This window comes from Clostridium tagluense (assembly GCF_003865095.1).
Lineage (GTDB): Bacteria > Bacillota > Clostridia > Clostridiales > Clostridiaceae > Clostridium_AD > Clostridium_AD tagluense.
The window spans coordinates 69,695-95,393 of the sequence record NZ_BHYK01000016.1 but is presented as its reverse complement, the minus strand read 5'-3'; the positions used below and the strand labels follow the sequence as shown (position 1 = coordinate 95,393).

At 31.8% G+C, this 25,699-nt stretch carries 28 protein-coding genes and 1 riboswitch; of the genes, 2 read left to right on the top strand and 26 right to left on the bottom strand.

Annotated elements, in window-relative coordinates; all coding sequences use genetic code 11:
* Positions 1 to 360: 360 nt before the first annotated feature.
* The 16 genes from Ctaglu_RS14740 to cdaA form a co-directional block, all read right to left on the bottom strand.
* Positions 361 to 615, bottom strand: coding sequence for a hypothetical protein (locus Ctaglu_RS14740; protein ID WP_125002999.1), 255 nt, complete (start codon positions 613 to 615; stop codon positions 361 to 363).
* A 23-nt stretch (positions 616 to 638) separates the two neighbouring features.
* Positions 639 to 1,052, bottom strand: a complete 414-nt coding sequence (locus Ctaglu_RS14735) for an SHOCT-like domain-containing protein (RefSeq protein ID WP_125002997.1) — start codon at positions 1,050 to 1,052, stop codon at positions 639 to 641.
* A gap of 48 nt (positions 1,053 to 1,100) precedes the next feature.
* Positions 1,101 to 1,469 (bottom strand): DUF2089 domain-containing protein, encoded by a 369-nt coding sequence (locus Ctaglu_RS14730; protein WP_125002996.1) that lies wholly within the window; start codon positions 1,467 to 1,469, stop codon positions 1,101 to 1,103.
* A 191-nt stretch (positions 1,470 to 1,660) separates the two neighbouring features.
* Positions 1,661 to 2,395: a bactofilin family protein gene (locus tag Ctaglu_RS14725; protein WP_125002994.1), complete on the bottom strand. Its 735-nt coding sequence runs from the start codon at positions 2,393 to 2,395 to the stop codon at positions 1,661 to 1,663.
* 39 nt (positions 2,396 to 2,434) lie between these two features.
* A complete protein-coding gene (locus Ctaglu_RS14720; protein WP_125002992.1) occupies positions 2,435 to 3,055 on the bottom strand; it encodes a YhbD family protein in 621 nt (206 codons plus the stop codon).
* A gap of 447 nt (positions 3,056 to 3,502) precedes the next feature.
* A complete protein-coding gene (locus Ctaglu_RS14715) occupies positions 3,503 to 4,033 on the bottom strand; it encodes a 2-oxoacid:ferredoxin oxidoreductase subunit gamma family protein (RefSeq protein ID WP_125002990.1) in 531 nt (176 codons plus the stop codon).
* A 1-nt stretch (position 4,034) separates the two neighbouring features.
* Positions 4,035 to 4,784: a thiamine pyrophosphate-dependent enzyme gene (locus Ctaglu_RS14710; protein ID WP_125002988.1), complete on the bottom strand. Its 750-nt coding sequence runs from the start codon at positions 4,782 to 4,784 to the stop codon at positions 4,035 to 4,037.
* On the bottom strand, positions 4,784 to 5,854 hold the full coding sequence (locus Ctaglu_RS14705; protein WP_125002986.1) for a 3-methyl-2-oxobutanoate dehydrogenase subunit VorB: 1,071 nt from the start codon (positions 5,852 to 5,854) through the stop codon (positions 4,784 to 4,786). Before Ctaglu_RS14705 ends, Ctaglu_RS14710 begins: the two co-directional genes overlap by 1 nt.
* A gap of 20 nt (positions 5,855 to 5,874) precedes the next feature.
* Positions 5,875 to 6,084, bottom strand: coding sequence for a 4Fe-4S binding protein (locus Ctaglu_RS14700; RefSeq protein ID WP_125002984.1), 210 nt, complete (start codon positions 6,082 to 6,084; stop codon positions 5,875 to 5,877).
* A gap of 113 nt (positions 6,085 to 6,197) precedes the next feature.
* On the bottom strand, positions 6,198 to 6,860 hold the full coding sequence (locus Ctaglu_RS14695) for a nucleotide-binding protein (RefSeq protein ID WP_125002982.1): 663 nt from the start codon (positions 6,858 to 6,860) through the stop codon (positions 6,198 to 6,200).
* Between the two features lie 125 nt (positions 6,861 to 6,985).
* Positions 6,986 to 8,056: a butyrate kinase gene (gene buk / locus Ctaglu_RS14690; RefSeq protein ID WP_125002980.1), complete on the bottom strand. Its 1,071-nt coding sequence runs from the start codon at positions 8,054 to 8,056 to the stop codon at positions 6,986 to 6,988.
* A gap of 58 nt (positions 8,057 to 8,114) precedes the next feature.
* Entirely contained in the window at positions 8,115 to 9,038 is a 924-nt protein-coding gene (gene ptb / locus Ctaglu_RS14685; protein WP_125002978.1) for a phosphate butyryltransferase, read from the bottom strand.
* Between the two features lie 20 nt (positions 9,039 to 9,058).
* Positions 9,059 to 10,144 (bottom strand): butyrate kinase, encoded by a 1,086-nt coding sequence (gene buk / locus Ctaglu_RS14680; RefSeq protein ID WP_125002976.1) that lies wholly within the window; start codon positions 10,142 to 10,144, stop codon positions 9,059 to 9,061.
* A gap of 153 nt (positions 10,145 to 10,297) precedes the next feature.
* Positions 10,298 to 11,896, bottom strand: a complete 1,599-nt coding sequence (locus Ctaglu_RS14675; protein ID WP_125002974.1) for an NAD(P)/FAD-dependent oxidoreductase — start codon at positions 11,894 to 11,896, stop codon at positions 10,298 to 10,300.
* Entirely contained in the window at positions 11,886 to 13,163 is a 1,278-nt protein-coding gene (locus Ctaglu_RS14670; protein ID WP_125002972.1) for a CdaR family protein, read from the bottom strand. Before Ctaglu_RS14670 ends, Ctaglu_RS14675 begins: the two co-directional genes overlap by 11 nt.
* On the bottom strand, positions 13,133 to 13,981 hold the full coding sequence (gene cdaA / locus Ctaglu_RS14665; RefSeq protein ID WP_125002970.1) for a diadenylate cyclase CdaA: 849 nt from the start codon (positions 13,979 to 13,981) through the stop codon (positions 13,133 to 13,135). The genes Ctaglu_RS14670 and cdaA overlap by 31 nt, the downstream gene beginning before the upstream one ends.
* Before the next feature lie 262 nt (positions 13,982 to 14,243).
* Here cdaA and Ctaglu_RS14660 point away from each other — a divergent pair, with 262 nt between their 5' ends.
* Together Ctaglu_RS14660 and Ctaglu_RS14655 are read left to right on the top strand one after the other, a co-directional pair.
* The gene (locus Ctaglu_RS14660; protein ID WP_125002968.1) at positions 14,244 to 15,269 is read left to right on the top strand and encodes a hypothetical protein; all 1,026 of its coding nucleotides are present in this window, start codon (positions 14,244 to 14,246) and stop codon (positions 15,267 to 15,269) included.
* Positions 15,270 to 15,299: 30 nt separating this feature from the next.
* Positions 15,300 to 15,423, top strand: a riboswitch (cyclic di-AMP (ydaO/yuaA leader).
* 1 nt (position 15,424) lies between these two features.
* Positions 15,425 to 15,979: a cell wall hydrolase gene (locus Ctaglu_RS14655; RefSeq protein WP_125002966.1), complete on the top strand. Its 555-nt coding sequence runs from the start codon at positions 15,425 to 15,427 to the stop codon at positions 15,977 to 15,979.
* 106 nt (positions 15,980 to 16,085) lie between these two features.
* Here Ctaglu_RS14655 and Ctaglu_RS14650 read toward each other — a convergent pair whose 3' ends face one another.
* From Ctaglu_RS14650 to Ctaglu_RS14605, 10 genes are all read right to left on the bottom strand, one after another.
* On the bottom strand, positions 16,086 to 16,958 hold the full coding sequence (locus Ctaglu_RS14650; protein WP_125002964.1) for an NAD(P)/FAD-dependent oxidoreductase: 873 nt from the start codon (positions 16,956 to 16,958) through the stop codon (positions 16,086 to 16,088).
* Positions 16,959 to 17,088: 130 nt separating this feature from the next.
* Positions 17,089 to 17,406, bottom strand: a complete 318-nt coding sequence (gene trxA, locus Ctaglu_RS14645; RefSeq protein WP_125002962.1) for a thioredoxin — start codon at positions 17,404 to 17,406, stop codon at positions 17,089 to 17,091.
* Between the two features lie 198 nt (positions 17,407 to 17,604).
* On the bottom strand, positions 17,605 to 18,879 hold the full coding sequence (locus Ctaglu_RS14640) for a hypothetical protein (protein ID WP_125002960.1): 1,275 nt from the start codon (positions 18,877 to 18,879) through the stop codon (positions 17,605 to 17,607).
* 77 nt (positions 18,880 to 18,956) lie between these two features.
* On the bottom strand, positions 18,957 to 19,970 hold the full coding sequence (locus tag Ctaglu_RS14635; protein WP_125002958.1) for a DUF4652 domain-containing protein: 1,014 nt from the start codon (positions 19,968 to 19,970) through the stop codon (positions 18,957 to 18,959).
* Positions 19,970 to 20,521 carry an RNA polymerase sigma factor gene (locus Ctaglu_RS14630; protein ID WP_185732721.1) on the bottom strand — a complete coding sequence of 184 codons (552 nt, stop codon included), beginning with the start codon at positions 20,519 to 20,521 and terminating at the stop codon, positions 19,970 to 19,972. The genes Ctaglu_RS14635 and Ctaglu_RS14630 overlap by 1 nt, the downstream gene beginning before the upstream one ends.
* A gap of 118 nt (positions 20,522 to 20,639) precedes the next feature.
* Positions 20,640 to 21,506, bottom strand: a complete 867-nt coding sequence (citG, locus tag Ctaglu_RS14625; RefSeq protein ID WP_125002954.1) for a triphosphoribosyl-dephospho-CoA synthase CitG — start codon at positions 21,504 to 21,506, stop codon at positions 20,640 to 20,642.
* On the bottom strand, positions 21,496 to 22,008 hold the full coding sequence (gene citX, locus Ctaglu_RS14620; RefSeq protein WP_125002952.1) for a citrate lyase holo-[acyl-carrier protein] synthase: 513 nt from the start codon (positions 22,006 to 22,008) through the stop codon (positions 21,496 to 21,498). Before citX ends, citG begins: the two co-directional genes overlap by 11 nt.
* A gap of 6 nt (positions 22,009 to 22,014) precedes the next feature.
* The gene (citC, locus tag Ctaglu_RS14615; protein WP_125002950.1) at positions 22,015 to 23,058 is read right to left on the bottom strand and encodes a [citrate (pro-3S)-lyase] ligase; all 1,044 of its coding nucleotides are present in this window, start codon (positions 23,056 to 23,058) and stop codon (positions 22,015 to 22,017) included.
* 156 nt (positions 23,059 to 23,214) lie between these two features.
* Positions 23,215 to 24,753, bottom strand: coding sequence for a citrate lyase subunit alpha (gene citF, locus Ctaglu_RS14610; protein WP_125002948.1), 1,539 nt, complete (start codon positions 24,751 to 24,753; stop codon positions 23,215 to 23,217).
* A gap of 62 nt (positions 24,754 to 24,815) precedes the next feature.
* Entirely contained in the window at positions 24,816 to 25,688 is an 873-nt protein-coding gene (locus Ctaglu_RS14605) for an HpcH/HpaI aldolase/citrate lyase family protein (RefSeq protein ID WP_125002946.1), read from the bottom strand.
* Between the last annotated feature and the right edge of the window lie 11 nt (positions 25,689 to 25,699).

Here is a 25,699-nt window from a genome sequence, read left to right as displayed (position 1 = left end):
ATTCGTCTTCTTTTTATCCACATTAATATAATTTCATAATTTACTGAATGTTACTGACTAAATAGATATACCATAATAATTATGCACACTTTATATAAAATGTTCTCTGTTTTATTTTACCATTTATTTGCACATATAGTAAAACTATTATATATAAATACATACACTCTGATTATAATCTAGTTTGTATTATACTACAACAATAAGTACTTGTAAAAAAATCCTAAATTTTTGAAATCTCTTCATTTAAAAAAAATAACCCAACTGGGTTATTTTTTCAGCTAAATTATTAATAAAAAAATAGTTCATTTCAATTTATATAAGAATTTACAATTATAAAACGTCCCCACTTCAAGAACTCTAAATTCGTATTTGTACTTCCGTGCCATCATTAGCTTTTATATCTACTAAGTTTAGTCCTTTATAATCACTTAATGAAATAATTAAATTCCTCATTTCATTCCAGTCTATTAGTTCTAAATACTTAGCATGCTTTTCCTTCATGTGTTTTCTTACAATTCTCTCTATGGGAAGTCTTGTAACCAGTCTTATTGCCCACATCGGAACTGGAATTCTTAGTTTCCTACCTTCCTCTGTTTTAATATAAATCCTCATATAACACCTCAAAAATTATAGTTCTACTCTATGACAATCTCAACTGTATCCCCATCTCCAGTTTTTATGTCTACAATCTTTCCACCTATACCACCATCTATGGCTTCTAATATAGTTTGAGTCATTGCATCCATTTCTATGTCGTCCATGCCATTTACATTTATATTTGGAATTCTTCCAAAGGTTTTTATCATGCCACTTACGAATTTAAGTGGCAAGTTAATGTTCACAATATCGTTATCGTTAGATCTTACTTTTATTCTCAGCATTTTAACTTTAAATTTACTATTACTGTGGCTATTATCCGGTTGAGGCTTATCTAAAGTAATAAATTCTTTACTTTCTCCCTTTAGAGCTTCTATAAGTTGCATAGCTTTTTCAGAATCAATTTTACCTTCTTCAACCATTTTCAATATTCTTGACATTTCTTCATTCATTAAATATCCTCCTTTTTTATAGCTTAAATTTTCCAATTCAGAGCTTATTTACTTACCATTTAGCATAATTAATGCTTCATCAGCAGTGATTTCACCTTTTTCTAACATATCTATTACATCTTTTTTATCAACAGAGGGTTTTTGTTTTGTAACAGTATATCCAAGTGAAGTAATAACCTCGTCTAGCTTTGCCCGAACTGTTGGATATGATATGCCAAGTTCCTTTTCCACGTCCTTAATGTTTCCCCTGGATTTTAAAAATACTTCAATGAAATACAACTGCTCACTATTCAAATAATCGAATTTCGACAATTCAAAATAATTTTCAACTACAGTGCCACATTCATCACATTTAAGTCTAGTTACTTTTAATTTAGAACTACAAACTGGACATTTACACAATATTTTATAAGTCACTTTTACCACCCACTTTCTTTATATTCATTATATTACCATTAATTAAAATAATCAATATATAAATTGATTATTTTAATATTTTTTCAATATATATTTATTATATTAATTTATATATTGATAATATTAATATAAATATATGAGTTTTATTGGATTTTATGATTAAATCTTCTCCTTTTAAGCTAAAAAGCGGCTTATATATGCTTTTGTTCTCCAACTATTGAGTCACTTGAAATTATAATCTCCCCACTATATTCTACAAGCCCAATATTACAACCTTCACCTATGGTTATATGATTTCCTCTTACTATTTTTGCATTGGTATTTTGGAGGTATATCTCATCCCCTTCAATTAAAGTAGTAGTTAACTCCCCTTTAGAATTAAACATTTTGTCAATTACTTTTTTAAAAAAGGAATTATCTATCGGACTAACTCTTACTTCAATATGCTCTCCACCAATTTCTTGTACATTACAGTTGCCACCAATCCTTATATTTATTTGTCCAGCATTTAATAAGCCTTGTATTTTAAAACAACCACTAGCCTTAAAACATTCTGCTTCACAATTTTTTTCTATATTAGCTGACCCCGCTATAGTAACTTCTTCTGCGTGCAAGTTTCCTTGTATATGAGTAGACCCATTAATTTTTATACTTTGACTTTTAACATCGCCTATGACATGTGATGAACCACTTATCTTCATTTCTTCTACTTCTACATTACCTTCAATTCTCGTAGATCCACTGATTTTTATAGTACCTGCTTTTAAATCCCCTAAGACTTTTGATGAACCACTAGTTTTAAAGTCTACACATTCCACATTTCCGTTTATTTTTCCTGATCCACTTATACTTACTTCATTATATTTTCCACCACCAACTGTACCCGATCCTGATATCTTTATATCGTTAGTATTAGTCTTTTCCATATTTGTCCTCCTCATATTTCTTTAAAAGTATAATAATTATTAAATCTTGATTTTCAATTCTTGAATGCACTGTGAAATATTAAGCCTTAATACAATTTTCGCACCCTTTTCTATATAAAGTTCATTAGGAAGAGTAATTAAAAAACATAGCGCCATGCCAAATTTCCTTAAAAAAACTATCTCGCAATTTTTTCCTTCTAATGATTTATAATTTTCTTCTAAAGTCACTATTATAAGCTTACCTTCCTCCAGTGATACATTTCCAGATAGCAAGCTCTTTTCTAATAATGATATATATAATATCCTCTCAAAAGAAAAAATTTTTATTTCTCCATATGTTTTTTTATGCAATATTAGTGTATGCTCCGAAACAATGTTCTTTTCTAATAGTTCTTCCTCACTTAAAAATACTTCCCCAAATTTAGGAGAAAACATCTGTGCTAGGCTATCCAAGGATACGTCATCCTTCATATCTTTAATTTTTTCTATTCTATCTAATATTCTTTCTCTAGGAAAATAAGTTTCTTGACCAGTATAGCTAGATTTCTTTATAAACCAATCTTCCGGTATAAGATTTTTTCTTTTCCACCTATACAGCTGACCATAGGAAACCTTAGTGATTTCTAGTAATTCTTTTTTTGATATTAAATCTTCCTCCATATTATCCTCCTTGTATACTTCTAAATTATATGCCAATTATTAACATTTATCTACTTATATTTATAGTGTAACATAACATTGTTACGTTGTAAATAGCAAAGATTTAAATATACTTATTTTTCTAACACCTAAAAAAAGCTACTGATTTATCAGTAGCCTTTTCTCAATATTTTATATGTCCAAATGTTTCAACCCGCAAAAAAAAGTATATATTACGTAAACTTCATTTGTTTAGAATTCCTTAGAACAGCGAACTGAAGTTGTAGTAATATATACTTTTCCCCTTTTGTTTTATCCCTCACCGAATTGCTTATATTTAAATAAGTATAAAAAGAGTATATATTACGTAGACTTCATGTGAGCAAGCTTTAGTAATTCTTAATTAATTTAGAATTACTTAGCGATGCGAATGAAGGTGTAGTAATATATACTCTTTTTCTTTTACTCTTATTTTATATATGAAGCTCCTATTTCTAGTGCTTTTTTGTTTATTTCGAAGAATTTCTCTTTACCATGAGCCTTTAAAGCCCCTATTATTGCTTCCATAGATACTATTCCTGTTCTCTTTACTAACGCTCCTAGAAGCACCATGTTAGCAATTTGTTTGCTTCCAATGTTTAAAGCTTCTGTTTGAGCTGGAACGCATATTACTTCTAAATCTTTTCTTATTGGCATTCTATCTACAAGGTCAGAATCCATTATTAATAGTCCACCTTTAACTAAAGTATCTTCAAACTTGTCAAGGGAAGGTCTATTCATAACTATAAGTGTGTTTGGATCGTTAATTATTGGTGAACCAACTAACTCATCAGAAAGTATAACAGAACAGTTAGCAGTACCTCCACGCATTTCTGGTCCATAAGATGGCAACCATGAAACGTTCATATCAGCATCCATTCCTGCATATGCTAAAAATTTTCCCATTGAAAGTGTACCTTGACCACCAAATCCTGCAAATATAATTTCTTGTGCTGCCATATTACTTAACCTCCTCAGTTATGTCTTTTTTAACTCCTAGAGTATAAAAAGGCATCATATTATCTCTAAGCCATTGCATTGACTCATCAGGTGATTTTCCCCAATTAGTTGGGCATGTTGATAATACTTCTACTAGTGAGAACCCTTTTCCATCAATTGCATTTTGGAAAGCTTTCTTTATAGCTTTTTTAGTTTTAGTAACATTAGGTACGCTATCTGCTGATACTCTTTCTACATAACAGGCGCCGCCTAAAGTTGATATAAGTTCTGCTACTCTAATTGGATGTCCTTGTAGCTTTACATCTCTTCCGTATGGTGAAGTTTCTGTTACTTGACCTGGAAGAGTAGTTGGAGCCATTTGTCCACCTGTCATACCGTAAATACAGTTATTTACGAATATAGTAACCATGTTTTCGCCTCTTGTAGCAGCATGTACTATTTCAGCCATACCTATTGCTGCAAGATCTCCATCTCCCTGATACGTAAATACTACTGCATCTGGGTTAGATCTTTTGATTCCTGTAGCAACTGCTGGTGCTCTTCCATGTGCTGCTTCAAACATATCACAGGCAAAGTAGTCATATGCTAAAACAGAACATCCAACTGGAGCTACTCCTATAGTTTTATCTATTACGTCTAATTCCTCAAGAACTTCTCCTACTAATCTATGAATTAGTCCATGAGTACATCCTGGACAGTAATGAGTAGGAACGTCTAATAATGCTTTAGTTGGTTCAAATACGATTGCCATTATTTTGCACCCCCTACTATTTCTCTAACTTTATCTAATATATCGTCTGGATGAGGAACCATTCCACCTGTTCTTCCGTAGAAGTGTACTGGTTTTCTTCCTTCAACTGAAAGTCTAACATCTTCAACCATTTGTCCACAACTCATTTCTACTGATATATATCCATGTTTTGTGCTATTTATACTTTTCTCAAATGCTTCTAGTGGGAAAGGCCAAAGTGTAATTGGTCTTATTAATCCTAATTTTATGCCTTCTTTTTCTGCCATTTTAATAACATTTTTGCATATTCTTGATGTTGTTCCGTATGCAACCATTATTAAATCACTTTCACCATCACAATTGTACATTTCATATCTTGTTTCATTTTTTGTTATTTCTTTAAATTTTTCTTGCAATTTTAAGTTATGTTGTTCTAGGATCTCTGATTTTAAATAAAGAGAATTTATTACATTATGTTTTTTTCTTCCCTTTAAACCACAGGCTGCCCAAGTTTTTTCTGGTAATACTTTCGCTTCTCTCTCTTTAAATTCTACGGGTTCCATCATTTGTCCTAGCATGCCGTCTCCCATAACCATTACAGGAGTTCTATACATATCTGCAGTATCAAATGCATCTTGAACTAAGTCAACCATTTCTTGTATTGATGCTGGTGCATATACAGGCATATTGAAATCACCATGTGCTCCACCTTTAGTTGCTTGAAAATAATCTGATTGAGCTGGTTGAATACTACCAAGTCCTGGACCACCTCTAACTATATTTACAATAACACATGGAAGCTCTGCTCCTGCTATGTAAGATATTCCTTCTGCTTTTAAACTTATTCCTGGTGAACTTGAAGATGTCATACATCTTATTCCTGTACCAGCTGCTCCATAAATCATGTTTATAGCTGCAATTTCACTCTCTGCTTGCAAGAAAACCCTATCAATTTTAGGCATCTTTCTTGATAAATATGCAGATATCTCTGTTTGAGGTGTTATTGGATATCCAAAGAAACATTTACAATTTGCTCTTATAGCTGCTTCTCCAATAGCCTCATTACCTTTCATTAACACTTTTTCTCCCATAAGTTCCATCCTCCTATTCTTTACTTTTCAACTGTTATTACGCAGTCAGGGCACATTTTTCCGCAAGATGCACATCCAATACATTCTTTCATCTTTTCTTCTGTAACTGTAGCTGGATGGTATCCTTTTATGTTCAGTCTATCTGAAAAACTTATAATTTTCTTAGGACATGCAGTTATACAAAGTCCACAACCTTTACATCTATCTTCTCTAAAACTTACTCTTGGCATGTTTAAACCTCCTCAAAATGCGAATTTATAAAATTTAAACGTTTACTATTTGATTTTACCCCTTGAATTACAAACTGTCAATATTGTTAATTTTTTAATTAACCCCTTTCTATCTATCTCCAAGGTGGTAACATATGTATATCTATACCAAATATATCACCTTGCAATTTTCCTGTCATTTTTTCAGTTAAATCATTTCTACAAACAGTATAGGCATGAGGTATATTTAATTCTTTGGATAGCTTTGCTACTACTTTGTCTCCATCTATTATATGTTGCTCTTCAGTTTCATAAGACAAATTAGTATTGGATATTAAATGAGTTATCATGAGCCTTGAAGCTGTTTCTATTGCTTTAAAGTATTCCTTTATGTCTCTAACATCTGATGTAAATGGTCTATTTGTGTTTATAACAAAGAACATATCATAAGGCTCTTCCACAAAAAATCTATTGTACTGACCAAGAGCTATGGAGCCTGAGTCATCCCCACCTACATCTATTACCACTTCGTAGCTTTTGTCATTAAATATAGCTATTATCTCTGCTGGGACTACCATGAGTTCTGCATTAACTAGTTCTGGATTGGATGCTATTACTCTTATTCCATACCCCTCTAATTCTTTTCTCACATCTCGTACACAAAAATAAGGATTTACTATATCCAAGTCAGCTATTACAACTTTTTTTCCCTCTTTTGCAAGATTTATCGCATAATTTATTGCTATTTCTGTCTTCCCACTACCAAAATGGCCTGTAAATACTCTTATTCTACTCATTATATCACTGACTTCCTTCCGAATTTCAATAAAATACATTGTTTTGATATTAAATAAATTTTCAAAACAACTTACCACATTTAAAAAATAGTTATTTATTTAATGTGTCTTATTGTTATAGTTTATTATTTATACTCTTTTGCCTTTTCTTCGCCATTTAATACTCTAAGACCGCCTTCAGCTAGTGCTAATAATTCATCTTCACCTGGATAAACTACAACGTTTGTTATAAATTCTACTCTTTCTTTTATATAATTTACCATAGGCTTGCCGTAAGCTATTCCACCTGTTAAAATTATAGCATCCACTTTTCCGGATAAAACTGCTGCGCATTTTCCAATTTCCTTGGCTACTTGATATCCCATAGCTTCAAAGATTAATTTGTATTTTTCATCGCCTGCCTCTGCCCTATCTATTACTTCTTTAGCATCGTTTGTATTAAGATAAGCAACAAAGCCACCTTTTCCATTTATCTTTTTCTTTATATCCTCTAATGTGTATTCTCCACTAAAGCACATTTTAGCTAAATCGCCTATTGGTAATCCTCCAGATCTTTCTGGTGAAAATGGACCTTCTCCATCTAGTGCATTATTCACATCAATTACTCTTCCATTCTTGTGGGCTCCTACTGAAACTCCACCACCCATGTGTGCTACTATTAAACTAATTTCTTCGTATTTTTTCCCATTTTCTTTTGCATATCTTTTAGCTACTGCTTTTTGATTTAGTGCATGAAAAATACTTTTTCTTTCTATTTCTGGCATACCTGATATTCTAGCCACATCAATCATTTCATCAACCACTACTGGATCAACTATAAATGCTGGTATATCTAAAGATTTCCCGATTTCACTTGCAATTATTCCACCTAAATTTGAAGCATGCTGACCTTGCACTCCGATTTTCAAATCATTAAGCATAGCATCGTTTACAGCATAAGTTCCACCTTCGATAGATTTTAGAAGTCCACCTCTGCCTATTATAGCGTCTAGCGTATTTATATCAAAGTTCTTTTCTTTAAGTACATTTAATATAACATCTTTTCTAAAATTAAACTGTTCGTATATACCTTCAAATTTACCTATTTCTTCTGAGGAATGTCTTAAGGTTTCTACTAGAACCTCATTTTCATCTTCATATACACCTATCTTAGTAGATGTTGAACCTGGATTAATCATTAATAATTTATGTGTCATATTTTTCCTCCTCTGTATTGTAAAAGATTAGTTCTTATACTTTTGCAGCTTTGCCTTGTTATTTTTTTTGAGATGCCTTATTAAATTCTGCAACTAGTGCTGCAAGTGCTATAGAATTTAATTTTGTTTCAGGAGTATCTGCTCTAGAAGTTAATATAACTGGGGCAGAAGTACCTACTAGTAATCCACCATTTTTAGCTTCAGTGGTGTAAGTTAAACATTTGTACATAGCATTTCCCGCTTCAATATTAGCCATTAAAAGAATATCCGCTTTACCTGCTACTGGGCCTCCTAGATTTTTATGTTTTGCAGCTTCTTCTGATAATGCATTATCCAGGCCTAGTGGTCCATCAATAATACACCCTTTTATCTGGCCTCTCTCATTCATTTTTGAAAGCATTGCTGCATCAAGTGTTGCTGGCATACTAGCGTTTACTACTTCTACTGCACAAACTGCTGCAACTTTAGGAAGATCAACACCACAAGCTTTTGCTACTTGCACTGAATTGTTTATTATATCTATTTTTTCTTTTAATTCTGGATACATATTGAAGGCAGCATCTGTTAAAAATATTAATCTATCATAGCCTGGTATCTCAAATACTGCTACATGTGACATTTGCCTTCCAGTTCTAAGACCTACTTCTTTATTTAATACAGCTCTTAAGAATGTTGCTGTATCTACTAGGCCTTTCATAAGCATATCAGCTCTTCCTGATGATACAAGTTGAACTGCAGCTAATGATGCTTTTTTATCGTTCTTCTCATCTATAATTTCAAACTCTTCTATATTCATACCTATTTTACTTGCAATAGAAATTATTTTTTCACTATCTCCTATTAGTATTGCATTTGCTATACCATTTTTCTTAGCGTCACAAATTGCTTCAAGAACTGGCGCATCTTGAGCTACAGCTACTGCTACCGTTTTCATTCCTTGTGTTTTTGCGGTATTTAATACCTCGTTAAAAGTTTTAATCATTAGATTACACTCCTTTTATTCTATTTTGTTTGTTCTTCGTATATTTTAGCTTTTTCTTCGACCTTTAATATCCTTAGAGTTCCCTGTGCCAGTGCTAACATTTCATCTTCCCCTGGTACTAGTTCAACCTTGGCTATAAAACTCACCATGTCACTTATCCAAGTAGTAAGTTTCTTGTTATAGGCTAATCCTCCTGTAAGGATTATAGCATCAATTTTCCCAGAAACTACTGTCGCCATGGCTCCTATTTCTTTAGCAATTTGATATGCCATCGCTTTAAAAATAAGTTCTGCATTTTTATCTCCATCATCAATCATTTTATCAACAATTCTTCCGTCGTTGGTATTTAAATAAGCTACGAGCCCCCCTTCACCGGTTAATTTTTTCTTTAACTGGGGTAGAGTATATTCTCCACTGAAAGCCAGTTTTGCTAAATCTCCTACTGGAAGTCCTCCAGTTCGTTCTGGTGAGAAAGGTCCTTCTTCATTGGCATTGTTTACATCTAAAATTCTTCCGTTTTTAACTGGAGACACAGAAATTCCTCCACCTATGTGTGCAACAACATAAGTGCTATCTTCAAAATTTTTATGTAATTTAGTGCAAACTCTTCTTGTTACTGCTTTTATATTTAAGGCATGAACTAGTGAACGTCTTGGTATTTCTGGAAGTCCTGATATTCTTGCCACGTCCAATATCTCATCTACGGCTACAGGGTCTACTATAAATGCCGGGATATTAATTTTTCTTGCAATTTCAAAGGCTATTACTCCACCTAGGTTAGACGCGTGTTCTGCTTGATACCCTATTTTGAGATCCTCTAACATTTTCGGTGTAATTTCATATGTGCCACCTGGCATTGGTCTTAATAATCCACCTCTACCAACTACTGCGATTAAGTCTTCAAGGGCTATGCCTTCTTGATCTAGCCACTGTAGAATTAAAGCAGTCCTCATGTCCTTTTGGTCATAAATCTTTTCAAATTTCTTAATTTCATCAAAGCTATGGGTCAAATTAGATGTAATTACACAATCTTCATCTTTGAATATTGATAATTTAGTTGATGTTGAACCAGGATTTATTACTAAAATATATCCTTTGCTTTTCATTAGAATAACTCCCCCCCTATTTCTCTATGCAATAATAGCAACTAATTATTATTAACTATATAAATATATTACTAGTTATGTCCACATATGTTTCTGTTGCTACTTTCATTTTAACAAATTACATAGATGAAATTCAAGGGTTAAAAAAAATTATTATATTTGCTTCCATTCTTTCATTATATTTTCTGCCACTTTTAATCCGTCTACTGCAGCAGAAATTATTCCACCTGCATAGCCTGCACCTTCTCCTGCTGGATATAGGCCTTCTAGGGATATGCTTTGGAGATTGTCATTTCTATCAATTCTTACGGGTGCTGAGGTTCTTGTTTCAATACCAGTCATAATTGCATCTTCCCTTGCAAAACCATTGATTTTATATTCAAATTTAGGCAAAGCCTCTTTTATAGAGTCTGTTACATAATTTGGCAAACACTTAGTAAGATCAGCAAATTTATATCCAGGTGTATAACTTGGTTTTACGCCACCTATTACACTGCTAACTTTATCTTTAAGGAAGTCTCCAACTAATTGTACTGGGGCATTGAAGTTTGATCCTCCTAGCGTATAAGCTAAAGCTTCATAATGCCTCTGGAACTCTATACCTGAAAGTGGATTGTCACCTTGGAAGTCCTTAGGCCCTACAGATACTACTATAGCTGAATTTGCATTGGCCTTATCTCTCTTATATTTACTCATTCCATTTATAACCAAGTGACCCTGCTCAGATGCCGCTGCTACTACTTCTCCACCTGGGCACATACAAAAACTATATACTGCTCTTCCAGATTTTTCACTGTTATAAGTAAGCTTGTAATCTGCAGCTTGTAATCTTTCATGACTAGCATATTTACCATATTGATTTTCATTAATCATACCTTGTGGATGCTCTATTCTAACCCCCACTGCAAATGGCTTGCTAGACATAAATACCCCTTTTTCATATAACATTTCATAAGTATCTCGAGAACTATGTCCTGGTGCTAAAATTAAGCTATCGCAGGGTATCTCTTCTCCATTCACTATTATACTTTTAATTTTTTTATCTTTAATTATTATATCTTCAAGTTTACTATTAAATCTTACTTCTCCACCAAGACTTATAATGCTTTCTCTAATATTTTTAACAACTGATTTTAGTATATCTGTACCTATGTGAGGCTTACCCATATATAATATTTCCTCTGGCGCACCAGCTTTCACAAATTCTTCTAGTATATAATCACACCTAGTGTCCTTTATTCTTGTGGTTAACTTTCCATCTGAAAATGTCCCTGCTCCGCCTTCACCAAATTGCACATTGGATTCTGCATTAAGCACAGCTCTTGTCCAAAACTTAACTATACTATTTGTCCTGCGCTCTACGCTTTCTCCTCTTTCTATAATCAGTGGTTTATATCCTTTTTGAGCCATAAGAAGACCAGCAAACATTCCAGCTGGTCCCATTCCCACAATTATTGGTCTATGGTTCATCTTTTTAGTTCCAAATTCAAACTCAGAATCATACTTAACTGGTTCAAGTATAACATCTTTATCATTTGCTTTGGCAACGATTTTTATTTCATTATCCATTTCAATAATGGCAGCATAATTAAATTTAATATTATTTTTTTTCCTTGCATCTATGGATTCTTTAGCTATTTTAAAAACTTTTATTTCACTTTGGTCAATTCTCATTTTTTTTGCTGCTTTTATTTTTACATCCTCTATATTTTCATCTATGTCTAAAACTATGTTATTCACTTTAATTGCCATTAGTAGTAGTTCCCCCCGTTTGTTTTTTTGTAATAGTTACTAGTATTTTATCTGGAACCGCTGATATTGAATTTACACCTTCAGGTAATGTCACTAATACTTTTACAGTGTGCTCACCTTCTACTAAACTAACTAAGTCCACTGTAGCTGTGATTTTTTTTACATCTAGTGAATTTATAATTGCTTCAGTTCCTGAAATAACTATTGCGACTTTATCTTTTTCTAACTTTGCATCATATTTTTCATCTAAATTACTATATTTAATATCTAAACTTAAACTTTTTTCCACTACTTTATCCGGGATTTTTTCTACCACTTTATTTACACTAATTTCAACCTTAACTACATTTTCAGCACTGCCACTACCACTAACTAAACTTACTCCACCAGGAATTACTACCTTTGCGTCTATTGTAGTACTCTCACTTATTTTGCTTAAATCAATAGCTTCCGTGCTTAAGTTTTCTAGTTGGCTAAGGCCCTCTATACTTCCTGTCACATCAAATCGTTCCGGTAGTACTTTTATACTTCCTAAAGTAAATTTAGGGTCTAAACTCCCTGTAGTTTTTACTTTCACTCCTACAGATTTAGTCCTTTTTAAAGGAACCTTAACATCCATATGAGATGGAGTTACCGTAACTTCTTTTATTTCTTTTCCCGCTGCATCTACCGGTTTAAGTTTATAGCTTTTTATAACATCGGATTCCTTACCTTGTATATCTATTTCTATTATTATCTCTTTTACTATATTTACAAGCTTTGACCCGCCTGTTACCATAGCATTGTTTTGTGATAATTTCGCTGCAGATGCATAATAGCCTTCTTTGGGCTTTCCAGTTATATTTACACTTATAGGCTTTTTAACCTCAGCCAATTCATCTAAATTTATGGTTATAAAAAGCCCCTCACCATTGGTCACATTTATATTATTAGGACTTTTCCTTATTTCAATAGGAATTTTTTGTTCTCCTCTTTTAAGTGCATATGCACCTAAATCTGCCACTACCGTGAAATCTTCTGCTTTTGTATTTAAAAGCATACCAGTATTTGCTCCTTTAATATTTAAGGATGTGGTTAAATCTTGCCCTGGTACTAAAATCAGATTTGAATGGGTTAGTATATCCGTGTTTAGAAGCTGCACAGGTATACTTTTAATTTTAATAGCATTCACTGGATTTTCTGTACTTGTTATAAAAAGCCATAGCGCAAAAGCAGCTATTACACAGCATATTTTAATTATATATTGTTGTTTTTCGACTTTATCCATGACCTTATTTTCTCCTTTAAAGTTATTTTTTTACTTTGCCTGTTCTTTATTATTTGAACAAGTATTTTCTTAAGCTTATCTCGGTCATAGTTCCTTACCAATCTCCCATTCACAGCCAATGATATAGTTCCCGTTTCTTCTGATACTATTATTGTTAGAGCATCTGAAGTTTCAGTTATTCCTATAGCTGCTCTATGCCGCGTTCCTAATTTCTTGCTTATTTTATCATTATTTGTTAAAGGCAGAAAACAACCTGCCGCTATTATTCTACCATTTCTAATTATTGTAGCTCCATCGTGAAGTGGAGTATTAACTACGAATATATTTTCTAGTAAAGCGCCAGATATTAAAGCGTCTATGGCGGTTCCTGTTTTAATTATTTCTCCAATACCGGTCTTTTGCTCTATTACTATTAGTGCTCCTGTTTTACTTTTTGATAAGTTTTCAACAGCATTAACAATTTCAGTTATAACTATTTCCATAGTCTCTTCATTTTCAAATATGTGTTTGTCCGTAAAAGCTGTCCTTCCCAGGTGCTCTAAGGCTCTTCTTATTTCTGGTTGAAAGATTATAACAATAGTCAAAACACCGATTGTTATGGTCTTATTTAAAATCCAATTTAATACTGTAAGATTAAGCAACTGACTTATAGGAATAAGTAGAAAAATAAGCACTATCCCTTTTAATAACTGCTCAGCTCTTGTTTCCTTCATTAGCATATAAGTTTTATAGAATATATAGGCCACCACTAATATATCCAAAACTGAAAAGAAACTTATATTTTTAATTGTGCTTAACATTAACTTAAGTACATCCATAAAGCCACACCCCCTTAATAAAACTCTTATTTATAATTATACACCATGCTATGGCTTATTAATATAAATTATAAGTTAATTTTATTATAATAAATAGATTTATGTTCAGTGGTTATTCTATTAATTTATGTATTTTGAAATGATAAAGGCTACAATTCTACAATTTATCCTAAAAGGATGTAATTGTATAATTTTTCTAGAATAATTTAACTCTATTATGATAATATAATAATATAATACAAAAATAAGGGAGTGAGTTTATTTGAGTGAAAAAAAAGATATTGCAGATGCTAATAAAAAAAGGAAAACATTTAAAATTATACTTTTTCTATCTATCATAATGACCTCCACAGGAATTTTCTTTGCCAGCTACTATTCATCTTTAAATAAAGTATATGCCTCCTATGAAACCACTATAACAAAAAATATTAAGGGTATTAACGAAGTTAATAAAAATATAGAACAACTTTTTAATACTAACGGAACAATAGATGTTGAATATGCAAAAAAGCAATTACCCAGTAGTATTAATGATTTAACTAAATTAAAAGATAATTTAACAAATTCTAAACCAACCTCAAAATATAAAAAAGATCATGAAAATCTAAAACTAGGTTTAGATAATAACTTATCAATTTATAGGCAAGCACTAGCAATTTTAAATGATCCCTCTGGTTCTTCTGCAAATGAATTTAGTACTACTCTTAAAACTTATAGAAATGACTGCATGAATTTTTACTCATTAATAAATATTTATAATGTTAAAATAGCCCTTCCAAAAACTTCATTAACCTTCATTGATGATGTACTTAATGACAGTTATATGGCAATAAGAATGCAAGTGGAAGAAGATATTAAATCTAATCAAACTAAGGAATTCATTAGTAAAATTGATACCATATCCAAAAATTTTTTAGATATTAAAATCAATTATTACTCTTATGTGGTAAAGGTAAGAAAAAACAATATGTCCTATGATGATCTCTTGTTACTAATAGGTGATAATCTTGTAAAATTAAGCAATGTGCAAACTACTTTTAAAAGTTTATCTATACCGACCTCTACTGCTGCTACTTATGAATCCTTCAAACCCCTATTAGATATGTATGAAAATTATTTAAAGGATTTTAAACTTGCACTTACAAATGAAAAAATTCAAGCCCTAAGTGCTGTTGTAGATTCATCAGCATCAGACTCTCTATATACTTCTTCTAATCTAAAATTTGCTGAGTTAGAAAATTACTATAGTGTATTTATTAAAACCTTTATTGAACTAAAGAATAAATAAAATTAATGTATTATATTTATTCTCCTGGGCACACTATTATTGCCTAAGTAAAAAAAACACGGAGGAACCAAGCATTTGGGGTGAATCACAATTTGTGTAGGTTAAACCTTTTCCGAACCCGTCAGCTAACTCCGTAGGCAAAAGGAGAGGATAGTATGAAAAAATTTGCTTTTTTAGTTTGTATTTTAACATTATTCACATTATTACCTAATTTAAACGCAAAGGGAGAATATTTATATTCACAAGGTTCTGAAATCAAAGATTTATATAATGAGAAAATAGAAGCAATAGCTGTGTTTAATGGATCCAATGACTCGATTTATGTTACTGATAAAGATATTTATTTAATGTCTCAAGTTGTATATGCTGAGAGTTGTGGTGAACCTGCTAGTGGCAAACTTGCAGTAGCCTCCGTTATATTAAATCGTACTAGACATGCCGGTTTCCCAAAGTCTATTTCTGGTGTTATTAATCAAAAAAATGCCTTTTCTTGTGTTAAACGTGGAAAGGTAGTTCACCAAGGCAAACCAGATGTCATTCCAGATTCCGCTAGTTACACAGCTGTATTAGATGCATTAAAAGGTAAAGATCCTACAGATAAGGCTGTTTTCTTTTATAATCCTGAAATATCAACTTCTCAATGGATGAAAGATATAAAAAAGGCCAATATAAAAACCATAGGAAATCATGTATTTTTTGTAGTTAAATAAAAAAAACTGTAGTTATACACTACAGTCCAGGTAGCTAACCCCAGTTAGTTTTAACTAAAGTTAGTTTTTACTAAAGTTAGTTTTAACTAAAGTTAGCTGCCTAAATTTATTTCTTAGCTGAATCTAAATATGAAACTGCCGATAATGCAGCTATAAGACCCTCACCAGCTGACTTCATATACTGATATGGCTTTCCAGTGCAGTCTCCTGCAGCATAACACCCTTCTATGTTTGTTTGCATATTCCTATCTACTTTTATATGCCCTTCTTCTATCTCAAGCCCCGGAACTAATTGGCTTGGAGATAAACTATCTCTTAGCATGAAAATTCCATCTGTAATTATTTCACCATGCTCTAAAACAATTTTAGTTACCCTATCAACACCTACTATTTCTAAAGGTTTATGATTTATTATCTCTACATTAGGATTTAGTTTATATTCCCCTCTGTACATTGGAACATAATATGTTTTTCCACATAATTCACTGACAAAATTAGTTTCTTCTTCACTTTCTTTGTTATATCCTACTACAACAACTGTCTTACCTTTATACAACGGAGCATCACAGGTAGCACAGTAACCTACTCCTTTTCCTAATAACTTTTCTTCTCCTTTTAATGGTTTGCCATATTCTATACCTGTAGCTAAAATTATTGATTTAGCCTCATATATTTTATCATTTACCATTAATGCAAAGTAATCTCCCATAGCGTAAACATTATTTATTCTCTCATTTACAATACCTATGCCCATAGCTTCAATATGTGCTGCAAAGTGGTTTTTAAGCTCTTTTCCTGTAAGATTATAAAACCCTAAAAAATTATTTACCTTTGGTGCTTTTACTAGTTTTGCACTTAATTCTTTACTTCCAAAAAGTATTATGTTTTTATTTCTAATTTTAGCATTAATAGCTGCTTCAAGACCCGCTGGCCCTGTACCAATTATAGCTATATCATATCTTTCTCCTGTTTCTCCCATTATTTTCCTCCTTGCAAAGTCTATAATCCATAAAATGGAGATAGTTATTTCAAATTATAAAAATTTAAATAACTTACCTCCAAAATATTTCTATTAATTATCATCCTTAAAACTGAAATGTAGTTGAATTTTATAAATTTCTTTGGATTATTTTCTTTATGTCAGCTTTAGGTCTAAATCCTACCATAGTCTCTTTAACTGTTTCTTTATTAAAGACCATAACCGTTGGAATGCTTGCAATTCTATACTTAGATGAAATCATTGGACTTTCATCTACATTAACTTTTGCAAACTTAACTTCTTTTCCCATTTCTTTTGCTAATTCTTCAATTACTGGACTTAACATTTTACAAGGTCCACACCAAGGTGCCCAAAAATCAACTACAACTATATTATCTGAATTCCCAATTTCCTCATCAAAATTTTTATCATTAACTTCTTTAATCATATTATTACCTCCAGTTATTATACCCCATTAGGGTATATTTTATAGTATTATTGTATACCTTATTATGTGACTAGTCAATAATATTTTAAATTATTATTTGTTAAAATTAGGTTTTTAACTAGTCTGACAAAGTTGTAAAACAACTATTACATATTTCAGAGTTAGTATACCCAAATTCAAACACAAACATGTCTTTAGCTACTTTAACATATTTTGCACCATATCATTATTATATTGGGAATCCGGAAATTGTTTTATTAATTTTTCTGCGTATCCCTTAGCTTTCACTACATCTATGTCTTTATTTATAAAAATTAAATCGTATAAAATTTCCTCAGCATAACTTCCCTCAGGGAATTGTTTTAAGCTAAGTTCATAGTATATAACAGCATTTTCAAATTCAGAACTAGACTTATAACTCAATGCTAACATATAAATTATATGCTCTTTCAAATAATTTCCTTCAGAGTATGGTAATGCATATAAAAAATATTTTTCAGCTTGGATGAAGTTTTTATCTTCCATAAACTTTACGCCTTTTTCATAAAAATATACTATTCCATCACTCTTAATAATTTCTTCGGCTTTTACTATAAGTAATTTATCATTCATTTCTAACTCAGCATTCTTCCACTGATTTACATACTCAATAATTTGCTCCATATTGTTAGTATTTATAGCCTCTGAAAATTTCTTCTGTGGGAATTCTAGCTTTTCTTTGGGTTTATTTTCTTTAGGTTTACTTTCTTTAGGTTTATTTTCTTTAACCTTATTTTCTATAGGTTTCAATTCATTTCCAGTTGTAGTTTTCTTATCTGACTGAATTTTTCCTTCAATTTTTTTTATGCCTATTATTAGAGTATTTTTCAGTTTATACCCATATGTCTTACCAACAAATAAAACAAGTATAATTGAAACTACACTAGCAGTTACTATAAATATCTTTTTATAGTTTGTTTCTCTTTTTAAGTTGCCATATTCTATTAGGGTTTTTTTATTCATAATGGCTGCTGTATTTTTTTTATCTGTTTTTAAAACATCCAGTATATAAGGTAGTGCTTTATCATATTCTCCTTGCTTTATATAACAAAGGCTAACAAGGTTATTAACATTTATAAAATTAAAATGACTATTTTCACATTGCTTAAGAGCCTCTAAAGCACCAGATATATCAAAACGCTTCATTAAATCCAAGGCATTAATATACAATTGTAAATTTTCCTTATCACGTATACTATCCTTTAAATATTTTTTTGATACTTTATCATTATTTCTTTTATAATTTATATTCCACATTTTTTTAGCATTTTCCAAATCACCTTTTAAATAATATAAAATACCCTTCAAATTTAAAGCTGCAGCATTTGTAATATTTAGAGCAATGCTTTTTTCACAAAGAGCTACTGCTTTGTCTATATATCCATCATTATATTTATTCATTGCTTTCACATATATTTTTCCCGATTTATCCATATTTTCACCTTTTATTTCACATATTTAAGAGCAATCTAATTATATCACAAAATAGAAAAGTATATATTACTACAACTTCATTTCTCCTCACTTATGATTTCCATATTCACTAGTTTGTCTAATTCTAACAAAGTAATCTTCCCTACGCCTTTATGAAAAGTATTATAAGTATCATCATTATAAATTAACAATTGAAATATTAAGTCATTCTTAACCTTTTTAAAATCCAATATTTGATGTTTCCCATCTACTTCCTTGTATAGAGTAGAAAGCTGACCCGTATTAACATCTAAGCTATACACTTCTGAACCATATTCTATGGTACCCTCTCCAAAGCCAGCCACAATTATTAAATGTTCACTATCCCACCATTCTATAAGCATTGGAGTGTATTGTCTCTCATTATTAATAACCTCATACTTCACTATCTCATTTGTAGTCATATTTTTAATATAAGCTGCATGTATTCCAAAATCTACATCACGTTCTGGTTTTATATCTATGGCCGCAGACCTTTTTCCATCCCCAGAATTTTTCCAATTCATTTTATAATCTATGAGCGCCTGTTTTGTTATTATGCTACTCTTAAATTCCAGTGCTGCTTTGCTTACTTGAATTTTATCCATTGCTAAGCTGCTATGGCCAATAAGCGAGTCACTTTTTTTAGAAGCTTCTTTTTCGCTTGAATTATTAATAGCTGTGGTTTTTTTAGAGGTTGCATTATTAAAGTTTACTCCACCAAAGCCCTTTAACATCATTGGAATAATTACTATCATAGCCATAACAGCTACTGCATATGATAAATATCTATTTTTGTATTTTTTAAAATTGTATAAAATCTTATTGGAGGTCTTTTTACTATATCTATTTTTATCTATAGCTTTAATTATACTAGCCCTTGACCTATTAAATTCTATACCATCTATTGATAAAACCATCTTAAAATCTCTATCTATTTTAACCTCTTCCTCATACATCCTCCTGCAACTTTCACATCCATCCATGTGCTTTTCTATTGCAATTTTCAAATCATTTGAAATGTTTCCTAGTACATACTCTTCTAATCCCTTTTTAAATATATTACAATTCATTATTTACACCCCTTTACCTTTTGAGATATAAAAGTTTTGAAATTTTGTCTACTCCTATAGTATTTCCGTTTTACATTAGATTCTGTCATTTCCATAATTTGCGACAAATCATAAAATGAAAGGTTTTGTGAATATTTTATAGTTAGTATTTGCCTATCTACTTCATTTAAGCTATTTAAATATTCTTCTACATTTTCTTTAGTTTCCATGAATTCTGCAGACTGTTCTGGTGACATTTCTTTTGATATGATGTTTGGTATATCCTCTATGTTTGATTCATACACCCTTTTATATTTTCGTATATAGTCAATAGATTTATTTTTAGAAATCTGAAGTAACCAATTTATAAACTTGTGGGTCTTATCATAAAGGTAAAGTTTGTTGTAAACTGTAATGAAAACCTCTTGAGTTATATCCTCTGAAGCTTCTTTATCCTTTATCATGTTATAGATAAACCTTAAGACTATACCTTCATATTTGTTAACTAATATATTAAAACTATCAACATTTCCGTCTAATATACTTCCGATTAGATTTGAATCTTCCCCCACTTGAATTTCCCCCTTTGGATGGAATTAGTGTTAATACTTTATATCAATTGATTTTATCTAAAGTTACCCACAATTTAAATTCCAAAAATAGTTTATCCACAAAAACCCTGCACACTTGTTATAAATCGTTAAAATACCCCTCTACTGAATTAAAGAATACAGTTACGGCTAGTAGGTCTGCTGAGCCTCCTGGACTTATGCTTCGTTTTATAAATTCACTGTCTAGCTCAGCTATTGATGCTTTTCCAATTTCTGTGGCCATTCCACCTATTGAAATTATATGTTTTGCCTTTTGTTTTACTTCATTTAGTGTGTCCATTGAATGTCTGTGAAGAACATTAGAATCCTCACAAAATTGCATAATGGATATGAGAGTATGTATTAATCTATCATTTAATTTTAAAGCACTATTTTCTTTATATACTTTAAGTGAATAATCAAATACTATAGGAATTCCGCTCTCCACTTGGCCTCTTATTCCTTCAACCTTATATTTTAGAAATAATTTTTCCCCATAGCTTTTGACTTTATCTTTATCCATATAGCATAGTTCGTCCACAACGAGGCCTTTAGTCATTTGTTTTATTATATCTTGAATTTCATAAAATTTTTTCTTATCATGCATAGCTTTACTCACAGCTGCACAACTTATGCCTAAAAGAAAAATCATGCCTTTGTGAGTGTTGACACCCTTTGTGCCTTTAAACATTTCACTCTCAGCTTCTATTCCTATATTTCGAATAGCCACAAATATTTCTTTAGGAGTTTTCTTTGAGTAACCCTCCTGCGCAAATAGCACCATATACTTACTTAGAATAGAGGTACTTTTAATAAAAGAGTAATGATCCATATCTATATGGGCTCCATTTGATATAGATGACACTAGCCCCGGTGATGGATATGAAGCCACCTCACATAGCATTGCCTCAATTGCAAAGGCTGATATAGCGAAAGCCTCCTTGGATATTAAATATTTATTTCCCATAAAATTTCTCCATATATTCTGCAAATTTACTTTTAATAAATCCTTCAACTTCTTTTTTGCTGTGTTTTTTGCTTCTTACACAATTATGAGCTACATCATCGCATATATAGCATTTTCTCATACCTAAGCCGAAATCTTTTCTACTAATGCCAATACCCTTTTCATCATATACATCTATGTCTACACATCTGCCTAAAAGGTGCTTATCTTCTATATCAAGTGTCAATGCTTTAATATCTCTTGCCCTCTTATTTATAGACATAATAACAAGAGGACCTTCTGCAGTTGTGGTCATTATTTTATACTGAATAGAATAAGAAAACATTTCACTAATAATTCGCTCTATAATCACAGTTATTTCCTTAGAAAAATGATTATCCTTGTTAATACCTGGATAGTTTACTCTTATAACTAGTATTGGCATCTTATATCTTTCAACTAGTCTTTCTTGAAACTCGATTCTTCTTTCTCTACCTATTAATATATCTTCTGCTGTATACATACCATGTTAATGGGGCGCATGGCTAAACTTAATCCGTCCCATTATCTCCTTTCCTATCTTAGTATTTAAAAATTCCCAGGTTGAACTAGGAACTATATGCTTAATGTCCCCTATTTTTCCCTCCACAATTAATTTTCTAACCTTTGAAGCACTTATAACCTCCCCCATGAGAGCCCTTCTTTTCACCTCTATAACTTCTACTCCATAGGTAGGCAGAACTTCCTTTAAAGCGTCATTATAAGCATTTGTAACTTCGCAATATGGTTCTTCTCCTATAAACCTTTTAGTTATATTTAGAGTTTTGCAAAAATATCTTCCGAAAACCGATGCATCTAGGGTTGTATAAGCCTTTAGTATCTCATCTTTTCTCCTTAAAAAATAGGTTGGGAAGGTAGCTTCTGAAATAATGTACTCTCCCCCTTTAATAACTCGTACATTATTTAAATGGGAAACCCCTTCTTTAACCATATTATATCTATGAATAAATGGAAATGAGGATTTGTCTTCTTCAACTATAAATACCAGTACCTCTGTCGATTGCCTTGCAGCCTCTTCTATCAAATACCGATGTCCTAAAGTGAAGGGATTACAATTCATAACTATTGCAGACTTCATAGTGGCTCCATCTATATTATATTCCAATTGCAGACGCTTTAAATATTGTGATATATCATATATTCCACTCTCAAGGAGAGCTACCTTTTCTATTTTGTGTATAAGTTTGTATCCAAGTGAGGTAAATATATCTATGTTTTCTACCTTTGTGAAGATAAAACTATGATAAGTACCTTCTTCAAAAAGTTTATCCGCTACTGCTCCCATAAGTATAGCTGATACTCCAGTTCCTCTTAAATCATCTGATACTGCAAAACATTTAAATACGTTTTTTGACTTAGAACAAGTAGCTTTAATCTCTCCATTTTGCCTAATAACTATAGTATAATCCACGTTATCATCAAGTAGTAATTGAAAGCTTTGTAAAAAGCCCCTTACTTCCTTTACTCCATCTTCATCTTTTAGATTAATTCTCTCCACGTTAAATCCGTACATAGAAGTCCTCCTTGTAAATATTATAATTTACCTTATTATATATTTATTGCACTGCAAAGCCAATATATAGTTTTATCATTGAATTATTCTTTACTTAATAATTCCCCTCAAATAAAATAAAGCTGAAAATTATTATTTCCAGCTTTATTTTATGATTTATAGAGGTTTTCTAACCACATCTATTACGGAACCATCTCTATATTCTATAACTGCAACTATTTGATCTGTTAGCTTAATTTCCTTTGGTTTACCTGTCATTTTTTCAGCTATTATTTTAAGCTGTTCAATTGTCATTATAGGAAGATTAGTTTTCTTTAATTTTTCAATTATATCTAGTCTCTTTGGATTAACGGCTATTCCTCTTTCTGTTACAATAACATCAATACACTCCCCGGGAGTTGTTATTGTAGTTACCTTATCTTTTATAATTGGAAGTCTTGCCTTCATTAATTGTGTAACAATTATTGTAAGTTTCGCTCCCGCCGCTGTATCACTATGGCCTCCGGAGCCACCCATTATTGCACCATCTGAACCAGTTGTTACATTAACATTAAAGTTTGTATCTATCTCTGTAGCACCTAAGATAACTATGTCTAGGTTATTTACAACAGCGCCCTTATTATCTGGGTTTCCATACATGGAAGCTGACATTCTTTGATGTTTATGTGAACTTACATAGGACTGTACTGCCTGCAAGTCAAAACACTGTACATCAAATAAAGATCTAAATAACCCTTCTTTAAACATATCTACAATATATCCAGTTATTCCGCCTGAGGCAAAACTTCCAACTATACTATGCTGCTTCATATATTTTCTTAGTTCGGCCGCTACAGCCAGAGAAATCCCACCTGCACCTGTTTGAAAGGACATTTCATCTTTAACAAGCCCTGTTGCCACCATAACGTCACTGGCCATTTTAGCTATTTTAAGTCCCACTGGATCATTCGTAATTTGTGTTGTTCCAGATACTATTCCAGCTGAATCACCAATAGAATCTACCTTTAGAACATAATCTACATATATCTGACTAATTTCTATAGGACATGTTGGATAAGGCACCAAATTATCTGTTATAGCTACCACCCTATCTGCACACTGGGCATCAGATATTGCATAGCCTAGAGCTCCACAAGCTGATTTCCCATATAATCCATTAACATTTCCATAGGTGTCTGCTGTAGGGGCTGCAATGAAAGCTACATCTATATGTAAATCTCCACTTTCTATTGCTCTAGAACGTCCACCATGAGTATGCATTATCACTGGTGTTTTTAATATTCCTCTAGAAATTTCTTGTGCCACAGGACCTGACATATAGTTAGTAACTATTTTTGTAACTACACCATTTTTAATGTGCTCAATTAAAGGCGAATGGTTTGGGAAAATAGAACTCACTGCAACAGTAAGATTCTTTATGCCACGACTTGCAATTGCTTGCACAACTAAATTTAGCACGTAGTCACCATTCCTTAAATGATGATGAAAAGAAATAGTCATGCCATCCTTTATTGCAACCCTGTCTAAAACTTCCTCTATACTACTTAAAACTTTTTTATCATTTGGAGTTACTGAGTTTACTTTCACTTCTTTTTTTATTTTAATGCCACCATTTTTAAATGCACCTTCAAAGGTCCTTACTTCTCCATAGCCTTCTATATATTCAGGTATTTCTCTCCCTAGTATATTCTTCATTACTATCACCTCAATTAACTAATCCACTAAAATAGATTTTTGAAAAGCTTTTAATCATACTTTTATACAATACCTAAAAGCTTTGCTAGTTCTACTGTGTTTTTAGCTCTATTTATAACTGGAGCATCTACCATTTTTCCGTCTAAGGAAAATACTCCTTTTCCTTCACTTTCTGCTTCTTCCATAGCTGCAAGCACCCTTTTAGCATGTTTTATTTCTTCCACATTTGGAGCAAATACAGAATGAATAGTGTCAATATGTTTTGGACTTATTGCAGCTTTTCCTGTAAGTCCTAAGCTCTTAGCTTTCCTTGTGTCTTTTTCTAATCCTTCAAAATCAGTGGTATCTGTAAATGGAGTATCTATAGAATCCACCTTCATTGTTCTACATGCGATTGCTACTTGGTTTCTTGCGTAGAAGATTTCTTCTCCTTCTTTGGTTCTTTTTATACCTAAATCTGAAGTTAAATCTTCTCCTCCAAGTAAAATAGCAACTATTCTATCACAAGATTTTATTATGCTATAAACATTTTGAAGACCATAAGCTGTTTCTACTATGGGAATTAATTTTATACTTCCCACATCGAAACCTTCTTGCTTTTCTATATTTATAAGCATTTTATCTATAGTTTTAAGTTCTTCTTCTGTAGCTTTTGGAATCATTAATGCATCTGGTTTAACTCTTGCGATTACATCAATATCCTTTTGTGCAAATTCAGTAGTAATTGGATTTACCCTTACTACCAGTTCTACATTACTATAATCTACATTTTTTATTGCTTCTCTTACTAAAATTCTAGCACTGTCTTTTTCTGTAAGACTTACAGCGTCCTCTAGATCTAATATGATTGAATCTGCACCTAGAATCCCTGCATTCTGAAGCATTCCTGGATTATTCCCAGGCATAAAAAGCATAGTTCTTCTCAACCTTTTCATACAAATCACCT